We start from the raw sequence: 11,784 nt of genomic DNA, 5'->3' as shown, positions 1-11,784 counted from the left end.
GCGGGGGGGGCCGGCGCGCCCCGGGGCGCCCGGCGCGGGGGGGCGGCGGGGGCCCCCCCCGGGGGCCCCCCCCCCCCTGGCGTGGCGGTTCAGCGGAACCGCCTGCCCTCGTCCCGGCGGTGGGCGATCAGCGCGAGACCGGCGAGGCCCGCGGACCACAGCACGAACGCGACGACGGACGTGGTGTTCGGGGTGAAGTCGCCGACCGCCGCCCACATCAGCTCGACGGCGCCCCGGCTGGGCACGTAGGGGGCGATGGTCTCGATGAAGCCGGGCGCCTTGCCGGGGGCGGAGAGCAGGCCGCCGGCGAAGGCGATCGGGAAGAACACGATCTGCACCACCGCGAGGGCGGCCTTGGTGGGCAGCAGATAGCCGATCGTCAGGCCCATCAGGGTGAACGGCAGGGAGACCAGTACGACGACGGCCACCGCCGCGGCGAAGCCGGCGACGGTCACCCGGGCCGGGGTCGCCACCGCCGCGATCACGACGACCGGGGCCAGGGACACCAGCATCATCACGAGTCCGGAGATCAGTCTGCCGCCGAACTTGGGCCCCGGGCCGACCGGCAGCGTCCGGGTGTAGGGGTCCCAGGGCTGGGCGCGGTCCTCGGCGACACCGACCCCGTGTCCGAAGAGGTTGCTGATCATGGCCGCGAAGACGACCATCGACGCGGTCGCGTAGGTCGCCCCGGCGGGATCGTCCCCGGTGGCGGGGACCACGAAGAAGAGCATCGAGGCGGCCGGGAAGAACGCGGAGCCGATGACGGCGACGGGGATGCGGATGGTCTGCAGGATCTGGTAGCGGGCGTGCACGAGGGTCATGGACACGGACGGCCTCTTCCTTCCACGGATCTGAGGGGCGGCGACGGCGCGGTGCTTCAGGCTGACGCGAGGGCCAGGAAGGCCTCCTCGAGCGTCGTCGGCCGGACCTCCAGCCCGGAGAAGGGGACACCGCTGGTGACGAGGTCGCGTACGAACTGGTCGGCGTCACGGGTGAGCACGTGGGTGCGTCCGTCGGTCCGTTCGGTCCGGATGACGCCGGGCACCGGCGGGAGCGAGGCCGCGACCAGGCTGACGCGCTGCACGTCGACCATGCCCCGGATCGCGGCGACCGAGTCGTCGGCGAGGACCCGCCCGCCGGAGACGACCACGACCCGCTTCGCCAGCACCTCGATCTCCTCCAGGTAGTGGCTGGTCAGCACGACGGTGCCGCCGTCCTCGTGGAAGGCGCGGATCCGCTCCCACAGCACGTGCCGGGCCTCCACGTCGAGTCCGGTCGTCGGCTCGTCGAGGAAGACCAGGCGGGGCCTGCCGACGAAGGCCAGGGCGACGGCCAGCCGCCGCTTCTGACCGCCGGACAGCCCGCCGGTCTGACGGTTCGCCAGGCCGGCCAGCCCGAACCGGTCCAGCAGCGCGTCGCGGTCCTCCGGCGCCGGGTAGTGCGCGGCCACGAAGTCGACGACCTCGCGCACCCGCAGCGTCTCCGGGAGCCCGGTCTCCTGAGGAGTGACACCAATGTGCCGCCGGCCGGCCGGGGTCCTGGGGTCCTGCCCGAACAGTTCGCAGCGGCCGGACGTCGTCCGGCGCAGCCCGGTCAGTACGTTGATCAGCGTGGACTTGCCGGCTCCGTTGGGGCCCAGCAGGCCGACCAGTTCCCCGGCCCGCACGTCGAGGTCGATGCCGTCGAGGGCGGTCGTGTCCCCGTAGCGCCGGGTGACCGCGGTGGCGCGTGCGACCACCTCGGCGGTGGGCGGCGCCGTGGTGTGTTCGGGCGCCGCGAGTGGCTGGTGGGACATGATCACTCCTCGGGGAAGAGCCGGACGAGCCGCGCGTACGTCTGGAGTTCGTCGACCAGGGTCAGGCCGAGCCGGTTGTGGACCATGTGGACGTGGGAGAACACGATCCGTCCGGGATGGGTAGAGCCCGTCTCCCCCACGGCCTGGGCGAGTTCGCGGAGCAGCCGGTGCCACTCGGCGAACGGGCCGTGCCGGCCGGGATCGATGCCGGCGCCCGCGGGTGCCGGACGCCCGGCCCCGGTGAGCCGGTCCAACTGCTCCGCGGAGTAGCCGAATCCGGCGGCGACCATGCCCCGCCAGGCGTCCAGCGCGTGCCGGTAGTAGGCGGCCTGCTCGGCGGCCGGGCCCAGGGCCGCGCCGGCCGAGACGGTGGCCCGCAGCGCCATGGCCGACCGTTCGCGGGGGCCGGGCAGGGCGGGCAGGTGCGTGCGCACCAGTTCGCTGGAGAGCTGGAAGAGGCGCTCCGCGCCGGGCATCAGCGCGGGCCCGCCGTAGCGTTCGGTCTCCGGTACGTACACCGCGCGGTGGACGCCGGGGGGCAGCAGTTCCTCGACGCCGGTCTCGGGCGCTCCGTCCCCGGTGGCGGCGAGCCGGCGGGCGCTGAGCAGGTAGGACGGGGCGTCGACCGGTTCCTCGCCGGCGCGCAGCCGTCCGGCCCCGGCGAGCCGCGCGGTCAGGGCCTGTTCGGTGCCGCGGGCCTCCGCCTCGGTCAAGTCACCGATTCTCAGCCGCAGATGGGGGCCCGCCTGCCAGTACCGGATGAAGAACCAGGGTCTGCCGGGCAGGTCGTCGACGGTGGGTCCGATCACCTCCGTGACCACCCGGTCGTGCAGGCTCGCAGCGGTGGATCCCAGGTGCAGGTGCCACGAACGCCAGACGGTCGGGGTCCGGTCGGCCGTCCGGCCGTCGGGCGCGATGGTCGTGCCGCTCACGTCTGTCTCCCTCAGCTTCGCAGATCGAGCATCAGGCCGCGGTATCCGGGGGTACCGGTGATCACCGCGAGGACGATCATGTCCTTGCGGCCGAGCCCCAGGACACGGCGGGCGGGGGCCTCCTGGAAGGCGCGCACCGGCCGGGCATACAGTCCCGAGCCCGCCGCGGCGAGCGTCAGCCCGTGCGCGGCCCAGCCGCACACGTACTGGATCGCCGTCCAGCCACCGGGCCCGTGGCGCTCGACCACGGCGCGGGGGTCGACCGAGAGGAACCAGAGCATGGACGCATGGCGTACGTCGCAGCCGTTCCCGGGCGCCAACGGGTAGCCGTAGACCTGTTCCAGGCGGGTGGCGGCCGTCGGGTCGGCCGTCCGCCGCACGCACGTCCCGGTGGCGACCTCGTACACGCCGTCGGCGTGCCCCTCGATGTCCTGGAGCACGACCGTGGCGCGCACGGCGTCGAACACGCTCTTCAGGGTGTCCCCGGGGGGTGGCACCCCGAGCCAGTCGAGCGCGTCCCGGAGGGCGGTGGCGGGCAGCGTACGGCGCCGGCCGTTCATGCCGTACAGGCCGCGCGGCATGCGTCCGGAGCTGCGGGACCACAGGACTTCGGCCCAGGACCGGTCCGGTCCCGCGGCGGGTGCGGCCGGTTCCGGCGCGGCGCGGCCCAGCGGGGCGGGCGGCTCGGTGAAGGCCTGGGCGCGGTTCATCGCGAGGACGTCCGCGAGCACCGGGTCGGTGACCGGTTCCGTGGTCGCCGGCCGGGGGCCCGGCACGGCGGCCCGGCCGGTCAGTTCGACGGTCAGCGGCAGCGTCCACTCCCGGGTCGGCAGCAGGCCGAAGTCCAGCAGGGGGTCGAGGCCGCCGTCCGGCAGCCGGAGCCGGCCGGACAGTCCGAACAGCTCCAGGGCCAGGCACAGCGACCGCAGGGCGATCCCCATTTCCAGCTGGACGAGGGCCCCGCGGAACCAGCGGTAGCCGGCGGGGAGGCGGGTGTACCGCCCGGCCAGGAGGATCTCGCGCTCCCCCGCCGGAGCGGCCGGGTGCCGCCGTCCGGCCAGGTCGGCCAGCGCCCTGCGGTGAACGTCCAGGATCCGGCGCCGGCCGTCGTCGGCGACGAGGACGTGCACCGGGAACCTGCTGCGCACGGAGGCGTAGCCCCGGTGGTCGTTGAAGGGGTTGTCCGGTTCCCGGCGGTGCACGCCGAAGCCGGCGAGCAGGGCGTGCCCGAGGGCTTCGGCCGGCGCGTGGACGCCGTCCGTCCTGCCAGCCGGGTACGGCATGCCTTCCAGCAGTTCCACGGTGCCGTCGGGGAGCCGGTCGGCGCGCCCGGGTTCGGTGGCGGGCAGCCGTGGTGCGACCTCCTCGGTCTCGCCGGGCAGCGGGGGGCCGGCCGCGGCGCCGGTCGCCGCCGGGACGGCCGGGTGGTCGTCGCCGAGCGCGTAGGCGTACCACATGACGTCGCGCGCCATGGTCTCCACGTCGTCGGGCACGGGCCCGGTGACGTGCTCGCGCGGGAGCTGGTCGGTGTGCAGGTCCATAGGTGTCTCCCACGCCTCACGGGAACGGATGGGGGTCGTAGGGAACCGGCCGCCCGGCCGTCGGCGTGCCCCGCAGTGCCGCGGCCAGCCGGGGCAGCCCGGACAGCCGCTGCTGGGCGTGGCCGAAGCACATCGGGGTGATCCCGGGTACGACGGCCTTGGCGACGGCGACTCCCAGGTCCCGGTGTTCGCGGGTGGACTGGTCCACCAGCACGATCCGGCGCAGCCCGGCGCGGGCGAAGCGGGCCCGCAGGGCGTCGAGCGCGCCGCGGACGCTGCCGGCCGCCTCGGCGCGCAGCCGGTCGGGCCAGCCGGGGAACGCCTCGTCGAGCCGGACCCGCCGGCCGCCGAGCACCGAGGTGACCCGGTCGAGGGTTTCGGGGAGCGTGTACAGCCGGAGGTGGTCGTCGAGTTCCTCGACCAGCCAGGGGTCGTCGAGCAGGGGCTCGATGTCGGCCCTGGCCCAGGTGACCGGGTCGGTGACGATCTGGCCGAGTTCCCACAGGGCGCTGCGCACCACGGAGGCCGGATCGCAGCCGGAGCCGGCCGCCGAGAAGGTGGCGGGGAACGGCCGTTCGCGGTTGACGGCCAGCGCCCACACCACGGGGAGGTCGATGTCCTGGGTGGCGACGAGCAGATGGGCGTCGAAGCCCTGGGCGTCGATGAGGTCGAGCAGCCGGCGGGAGGCGGGATCGGTGACCGAGGCGGGATCGATCTCGGGCAGCGGGGCCGCCCGGTGCCAGGCGATCAGGAAGGCGTCGCGTTCCGCCAGTTCGAACAGGGAGTGCAGCGCCGCCTCCTCCAGGCTGCCGCCGAGCGCGCAGCCGCTGGACGAGTCGTGGAAGTAGTGCTTGCGGTCGTGCGGCGCGGCCCGCCGTGCCGCGTGGTGGGAGCGCTTGAAGCGGTGGTCGTACTGGTAGAAGCCGATGTCGGCGGGCACCAGGAGCGCCTCGCCGGTGTCGAGGTCGTGGCCCCAGACCCAGTCCATGGGAGTGTCCGGCCCGCTGGCGGTCACCCGGGTGCTGGGGTGGGCGAGTTGCTCCGGGGTGTACTGCCCGAGCGAGGCCGGGTCGACGGCGTGGCCGGCCACGTCCTGGTGGGCGACGTCCTCGACGACGGCCGTGTCGTGCGGGAATCCGCCGAGCCGCTCGTACGCCTCCAGGATGGCGACGGGCTCGGCGGCCCGGAAGTCGGCGGCCCGGGCGTAGCCCATGGCGGGTGCGTCGGGGAGCGCCGCCATGCTCATCGCGTACGGGGCGCGCGACTCGCGGACGACCTCCCGCACGGGTCCGAACCGGGGGTCCACGGTACGGCCGCGCAGGGCGCCCGGCGCCAGCAGCAGCCGGCCATGTACGCCCCGGGCGGGGTCGTGCGGGTCGGCGGGGCGGTCGCGCAGCACCAGCGGTCCGGGCGCGCGGGCCGGCGCGCCGGGGGTTTCGGCGCTCCGGCCGCAGACGGGGCAGCCGAAGCTGCGCGGCACGCGGTGGCGCCGGGTGGAGCGTCCACCGACCGCGTACAGCTCGCCCGGCGCGAGGGCCTTGCGGGTGAGCTGCCGTACCGCGGCGGCGAGCAGTTCCGGCAGCAGCGGGGAGCGTGGCAGCGCTCGCTCGGCGGGTGTCTCCGGCGCTTCGACGAGCGGGTGCGCCCGCACCACCCGGGAGCGGTTCTCGGCACATCCGCTGCACCCGGCATCCGTGCGGGGCACCCACAGCGGGCCGATGAGGGTCTCGTCGGCGTACAGCCGCACGGACAGATGCGCGCGGTCGGCCCGCCGCGCTGCCTGCCAGTGGCCGCGCTCCCAGGCCGGGTCCCAGCCGAGCCCGACGGAGACCGTGCCGCCCACGGCAGCCGGCAGTCCGGCCAGCGCCCGGCTCCAGGCCTCGTCGACACCGCCGCGCGGGCGTACGGACTCGGGGGCCTTCGGGTCAAGGGCGGCCGCCCGCGGCTCAGGCGTCATGGGTGTCCCCTTCCGGGCCGGCCTCGACGGTGCCGTACCAGCAGGGCAGTTCGCCGAGCACCTGGTCCGACCGGTGGGGCACCCCTCGGTAGCGGATGCCCTGGGCGGCGGCGTGCGCGAGGATCCCGGCGCGCAGGGCCTCCAGTTCGGCCGGGGCCGCCACGAGCAGCGCGGCCGTGTCGGTCCGCCGGGTGACGGCGTCGGGCAGCAGCGAGCGCGTCTGGGCGCGGGCGAGTGCGGTACCCAGTGCGGCGTGCCGGGCCTCGTCCCGGTCGCGTCCCCAGCCCGCGCCGAGGACCTCCCCGTCCGCGCCCGCGGCCCGGGCCAGCTGCCAGCCGACACCGTCCACCTCGAGGTCGTCCAGCTCGACGGGGCCGGGCGCCACGTCCGTCAGACGGCGCAGCAGCATCCGGTCGCCGGCCGGCAGCGTGTCCGGGGCCACGGGGCGCGGGAGCCGGGCCCGGGCCACGAGCAGCCGCAGGGCTCCGTCCAGCAGCCACTGTTCCCTCGTGTGCCCGGCGGCGCCGGTTCCGGTCCCGGCGCACAGGCCGCGGAGCGCGTCGAGCACGGCGGCGACGGTCGCCGCCCGCTGTCCGGCCCCCCAGCCCACCACGGAGCCCGGCCGTCCGCACCGGTAGGCGACCTGGCGCAGCCCCAACGGCATCTGGGGCAGGGCGTCGTCCGTCACGAGCCGGAGCGGACCCGTCCAGGGAGCGGTGAACCGGTAGGCCTGCTCCAGAGCCGTCTCCTCGTCGGGGCCGGGCCGCAGCGGTGCCGCGTCCAGCGTGTGCGCGACGTGCGCTTGCGGCGGGCTCTGCACGGCAGGCACGAGGACCCGGTCGGCGGCCAGGTCGTCGCCGTGGACGACGTGTGCCTCCTCGGGTACGGCGCAGCCGGTGAGGGCCTCGAAGACCAGCTGGCCGCCCAGGGCTCCGGCGAGCGCGTCCGCCCCCGGCCGGGGCACCGGCCCGCGCTCTTGCGCCTCCGGTCCGGAGCGCACCCGCTCCAGCAGCGCGGGCCACAGGGCCGCCGCCCGGCCCGAGGCCAGCGGGGGGCCGACGACGGCGGTGTCGCCCAGGCCCACGGGGATCAGCCAGGCGTCCGGCCGCGGCCGCCCGTCCCAGGGTGCGCGCCCGTCCTCGTCCGGGCACCAGAGCACCGCGTCGGCCTCGGCGACCGCCCGGTCGAGGTCCGCCCTGTCCTGGGCGATCCGGGCGCCCAGCCGCTCCGCCACGGCCCGCACCCCGGCCGGGTCCCCGTCGGGTGGGGCGAGCACCAGGTGGCCGACGCCCGCCCGGGCCAGGCCGCGGGCCGCGGGGGCGATCACGTCCGGCGGCCCGTGCAGCACGGCCTTCGCCGCGCGCAGTGCGGCGAAGGCCGCGTACGGGTCGTCCGTGAACGCCTCCAGGTGGGCGAGGGCCTCGGGGAAACGGGCCCGGACGTCGGCGGCCGGTTCGGGCACCGTGAACCGCTCGGTGTCCAGCAGCATGTCGTGGCCGCGCAGGCCCTCCACGACCTTGCGTACGGCAGGGCGTGCCTTCTCCGTGCCGAGGGCGCGGACCAGGTCGTCCTCGGTGGCGCCGGTCTCCAGCAGCGGCACGCAGACGTCGGCGATGGTGAACAGCAGGTCCGGGCCGCGCATGGCGAACTGGCCCGCCGGCCCGCTGAAGTACACGCCGCCGGGTACGGGCGCGTAGTGCAGGTAGGGCCGCGACTTCATCCTCATTCCGGGATTCCTCCGTACTGGAACGTCCCTCCGGCGGGGCGGTGGATCTCGACGACCCACTCGGTGGCGTGCGGGCCGTCGCCGGCCCCGGGGAGCGCCTCCTCGAGGTAGCCGGGGCTGCGCCGTTCCAGGAGCCGGGGCAGCACCCGCACGCTCAGCGCGCTCTCCAGGTCGACGTACTGCGGTTTCTGCCGCTGCCGGTGGGCCTGGACGTCCTCGCCGGACGCGACGGCCTCGCGGCGGTAGTCGTCGTCCATGGGCGTCTTCAGGACGATCTCGGCCGGAATCCCGTGCCGGGCCCGCCACTTGGTGAGGGCCGTCAGCCGGTCGTGTTCGTCCGGTCCGGCCGCGACGGCCTCGGCCATGTCCCGGCCGCCGTACCAGCGGCGCCGGGCGAGGACGGCCGATCCGACCCGCAGCCGCGGGCAGGACCGGGTGGTCGTCGGGTCCGTGCCGGTCGTCGCGTACCGGCCGGCGACGAGGTCCTCCATCAGACGTCCGCCGCTGATCAGCCAGGTGGCGACGCGCACCGGCGGCGGGAAGAGCTCGGGGTGCCCGGCACCCAGGGTGAGCACGCGGGTGGGCCGTCCGTCACCGTCCAGCACGTGGAGGGCGTCCGTGTCGGGGTCGTGTGCCAGCCGGAAGGTGAACCAGTCCTCGGGGCGCAGGCCGTCGGCGAGGACCGGCGCGTGGGCGTTGACGTTGAGCCGGTGCAGGCCCAGGTCCTCGGTGAGCCGGTGGCCGTCCGCGCCGTACTGCCGTCGCAGCCGTTCGGCGAGATGGGCGAGCGCGCCGCCGCCGAGCTCCCGGTCGGGGCCCAGGAAACGGCCGTAGAGCATGCCGTGCCCGGCGTAGGCGTCGTTGAAGAGCAGGTGTCCGTTCCAGGCCTGTACGAGCACGCTGTGGGCCAGCGGCGCGGCGCGGTACCGCTCGGGCAGGTGCGCGGCCAGCGCCCGTGCGCGGTCCGGGCTCCACACCAGGTCGCCGTCGCCCGGGCGGTGCCGGTCCATGTCGGCGTGCAGCTCGTCCAGGACCCGGCGGCGCAGCCGCTGCAGGGCGTCCAGCGAGCCGTCGGCGGGACCGGTGCCGGGGGGCACCGTGCCGTCCACGGCTCCGCCGCGCCGGTAGACCTCGGCCACCAGGTACGCCGCGTGCTCGGCGAGGGGCACCTCGGCGCCCGAGCCGAACCGTTCGACGAACGCGGCGGACATGAGGGCCCGCACGTCGTGCAGCCGGTCGAAGACGGACAGCAGCTCGACACCGGCGGCGAGGTCGTCGAGCCGCTCCCGCCAGGCGCCCGTGGCCAGGCGCTGCGGCGGCAGAACGTAGTCCTCCTCGACGAGGATCTGGGCCGGCCGTCCGGCATGCCGGCTGACGTCCGCGAGGGCGGCCTTCAGGCCGGCGAGTTCGGCGCCGCGTCGCTCGGGCACCGCGTCGGTGACAGCGGACAGCCGCCGCCCGACGTCGTCGAGCAGGCCGGCCGCCGGGCTCGTGGGCCGGTCGAGCAGCCGTGCGTAGGGCGCGTCGCCGTCCTCCGGGCCGTCGCAGGTGCACAGGATGCCGGCGCCGACGGCCTGCGCCACGGCGCCCAGCGCCTGCTCGGGCGCGAGGCCCGCGCGCGCCGCGAGATGCCCGGCGACGTCACCGGCCCGGCGGGGGCCGACGGCGGTGGCCTCGAGCATCGCCTGGAGCAGACCGGTGACCGGTGTGGACAGGCGCCGGATGCCGGAGGGCGCGGGCCGCAGGAAGTACAGCCGGGCGCCGGCCTCGTCGTGCTCGGCGGTGGGCGGCAACTGCACCCAGCTGCCGGGTCCCACGGTCTCCTGTGGCGCGGTCAGACCGGACAGGACGTATCCGAGCATCACGCGGTCCAGGCCCATGAACGGGACGCCGCCCGCGAGCCGGGCCTGCTCGGGGGGCAGCCCGTCGCGGTCGGGTACGGCCACTCCGACGGCGGTGAAGCGGGACAGCGGGCTGGTGCGGATCATGGCGCGGGTGACGTACTGCACCAGGCCGCGTTCGGATTTGCGCAGCCGGGCGGAGAGCGGTCCGGGGCCCGTCAGCGCGGCCCGGTAGCGTTCCGCGCCGTCGGCCACGTCGGGTGCGACGAGGGCCAGGGCGCGGCGCAGGTCGTCGTCGGCGAGCAGCGCACCGAGTCTCCGGCGCTCCCGGTCGACGGCCTCGGGGTACGCGTCGGCGACCTGCCGGCGCAGTGCGTCGCGTCGGTCCCGGGCCTCGGCCCAGCGGCTCACGGCGGGGGTGGCGGAGGCGTCGCCGCGGGACCGGCGGTCGTTGTGGATGTCCCGGCGCAGCGCGATGAGCCGACCGCGCGCCTCCCGGTCGGTGGTCGCGCCGATCAGCTCGTGCAGGTCGTCGGAGCACCGGTCCGCGGCGGCGGCGACGTCGCTCTCGGCCGAGCGGAGTTCGCCGAGCAGGGCGGCGAGCCCGGGGTCGGCCAGCCGGGTGCGGCGCAGCGGGTTGACGCGCAGCACCCACAGGGGTTCGAGGGCCGGCGTCGCCGGCGCGGGGGTCACCGGGGAGGGGAGGAGGCCGGTCTGCTGCACGGTCATGGCCGGCCGCCCATCCGGTTCACCCGCTCGTGCCAGGGCTCCCCGAGGACGTCGTCGACGGTCTCGGCGACGGCGTAGCAGACGTAGTAGCGGTGCAGCGGGGAGACGCCCAGCAGCGGCAGTTGCTGGTAGAGCAGATTGACGAGCAGCCGGTAGGAGGCGAACCACTCGGGTGGGTCGGCGATCACGCCGGAGGCGTCCATCGCCCGGTGGAAGTCGCTGGGGCCGCCGGTCGCGGTGTGCTGTCCGGGCGGCCCCATCGTGGCGGCGTCGAATCCGCCGCCGAGCCCTTCCAGCCGCTCCAGGGTCAGCTCGTGGGTCAGCACCGCGTGGTCGAAGACGCCCATGGTGTAGGCGAAGGCGGTCTGCCACGCGGCGTACGTGCGGTTCGCCTCACCGGCGAGGGCGGCCTCGACCAGTTTCCGCACGCGGGGTGCGTCCGCCTCCAGCCGCGACCGGAAGGCGGGCCGGGGGTCCTTGCGTGCCGAGGCCCAGGACAGGAAGGCCTCGGCGTGCGAGCGGAGGGAGAACACGCCGTACGGGAGGCCCGCGTGGTGGGCGGCGGCCAGCGCGACGAAGATCTCCAGTACCCGGTCCTCCGCGTGTCCGGAGTGCTCCGCGATGTCCTCCAGGGTGTCGAGGAGCGGGAGGTGCAGCCGGCCGAGGGCGACCTCGCGGAGGGCGTTGAGAGCGTGCGGCCAGGGGGCGGTGTCGGCCGGGCGCAGCCGCTCGACCGTGCCGTGCTCCCGCATGGGCAGGTAGGGCGGGGGGACGCGTTCCAGTCGGCCGAACTCCCGTGCCTGGTCCAGGTAGGCCTCCTCGGTCAGCGCGGACGACGGGTCCAGCGGGCCCGCGTCGAGACGTCCGGCGAGCCGGTCCCAGGGCAGCGGGGCGCCCCGGTCGGTGCGCGCGACGAGGTCGACGTGCGGGCCATGCAGCCAGCCACGCCGGAGGTAGACGACGGACGCGCCGTGTGCCTGCCGCAGTTCGCGGGCGGCCGGGACGACCGCGTGCACCAGCCATCGGGGACCGACCGCGCCACGGGTGAACAGCCGGAGTCCCATCACCGTGTCCTCCGGCTGCTGGGCTTCGGGTTCCGCTGTCTGAACAGTCACGCTGCGACACCTGCTCGAACTCGTAGGTCTCTCCGGCAGTCGGCGCCCGGCCCGGGGAACCGGTCGCCGAGCCGCCACCGACGATCCTGCGGACGCCCTCGGCCTGCGACAACGCGCCCTGGCCCAGCGCCTGACAAGCGTCACGATG

General features: G+C 75.8%; 8 protein-coding genes. All 8 read right to left on the bottom strand.

The features are described 5' to 3' along the window. Nucleotides 1-89 precede the first annotated feature (89 nt). The 8 genes from AB0D93_RS34250 to AB0D93_RS34215 are packed head-to-tail and all read right to left on the bottom strand — an operon-like array spanning nucleotide 90 to nucleotide 11,636. Entirely contained in the window at nucleotides 90-821 is a 732-nt protein-coding gene (locus tag AB0D93_RS34250; protein WP_362128121.1) for an ABC transporter permease, read from the bottom strand. A gap of 56 nt (nucleotides 822-877) precedes the next feature. Beyond that, nucleotides 878-1,795 (bottom strand): ABC transporter ATP-binding protein, encoded by a 918-nt coding sequence (locus AB0D93_RS34245; protein ID WP_362128109.1) that lies wholly within the window; start codon nucleotides 1,793-1,795, stop codon nucleotides 878-880. Nucleotides 1,796-1,797: 2 nt separating this feature from the next. Next, entirely contained in the window at nucleotides 1,798-2,727 is a 930-nt protein-coding gene (locus AB0D93_RS34240) for a thiopeptide-type bacteriocin biosynthesis protein (protein WP_362128106.1), read from the bottom strand. Nucleotides 2,728-2,738: 11 nt separating this feature from the next. Then, nucleotides 2,739-4,268 (bottom strand): hypothetical protein, encoded by a 1,530-nt coding sequence (locus tag AB0D93_RS34235; RefSeq protein WP_362128104.1) that lies wholly within the window; start codon nucleotides 4,266-4,268, stop codon nucleotides 2,739-2,741. 16 nt (nucleotides 4,269-4,284) lie between these two features. Beyond that, nucleotides 4,285-6,225, bottom strand: coding sequence for a TOMM precursor leader peptide-binding protein (locus tag AB0D93_RS34230; RefSeq protein WP_362128101.1), 1,941 nt, complete (start codon nucleotides 6,223-6,225; stop codon nucleotides 4,285-4,287). Continuing rightward, nucleotides 6,215-7,951: a hypothetical protein gene (locus tag AB0D93_RS34225; protein WP_362128099.1), complete on the bottom strand. Its 1,737-nt coding sequence runs from the start codon at nucleotides 7,949-7,951 to the stop codon at nucleotides 6,215-6,217. Before AB0D93_RS34225 ends, AB0D93_RS34230 begins: the two co-directional genes overlap by 11 nt. Further along, a complete protein-coding gene (locus AB0D93_RS34220; RefSeq protein WP_362128096.1) occupies nucleotides 7,948-10,521 on the bottom strand; it encodes a lantibiotic dehydratase in 2,574 nt (857 codons plus the stop codon). Before AB0D93_RS34220 ends, AB0D93_RS34225 begins: the two co-directional genes overlap by 4 nt. Then, nucleotides 10,518-11,636 (bottom strand): hypothetical protein, encoded by a 1,119-nt coding sequence (locus AB0D93_RS34215; RefSeq protein WP_362128093.1) that lies wholly within the window; start codon nucleotides 11,634-11,636, stop codon nucleotides 10,518-10,520. Before AB0D93_RS34215 ends, AB0D93_RS34220 begins: the two co-directional genes overlap by 4 nt. Nucleotides 11,637-11,784 lie beyond the last annotated feature (148 nt).

Source organism: Streptomyces sp. NPDC048191 (assembly GCF_040652655.1).
Lineage (GTDB): Bacteria > Actinomycetota > Actinomycetes > Streptomycetales > Streptomycetaceae > Streptomyces.
This window is presented reverse-complemented; position numbering and strand designations above follow the sequence as displayed.

Coding starts and splice junctions, on each gene's coding strand:
- AB0D93_RS34250 (WP_362128121.1), bottom strand. CDS start 821: ATGACCCTCGTGCACGCCCGCTACCAGATCCTGCAGACCATCCGCATC.
- AB0D93_RS34245 (WP_362128109.1), bottom strand. CDS start 1,795: ATGTCCCACCAGCCACTCGCGGCGCCCGAACACACCACGGCGCCGCCC.
- AB0D93_RS34235 (WP_362128104.1), bottom strand. CDS start 4,268: ATGGACCTGCACACCGACCAGCTCCCGCGCGAGCACGTCACCGGGCCC.
- AB0D93_RS34230 (WP_362128101.1), bottom strand. CDS start 6,225: ATGACGCCTGAGCCGCGGGCGGCCGCCCTTGACCCGAAGGCCCCCGAG.
- AB0D93_RS34225 (WP_362128099.1), bottom strand. CDS start 7,951: ATGAGGATGAAGTCGCGGCCCTACCTGCACTACGCGCCCGTACCCGGC.
- AB0D93_RS34220 (WP_362128096.1), bottom strand. CDS start 10,521: ATGACCGTGCAGCAGACCGGCCTCCTCCCCTCCCCGGTGACCCCCGCG.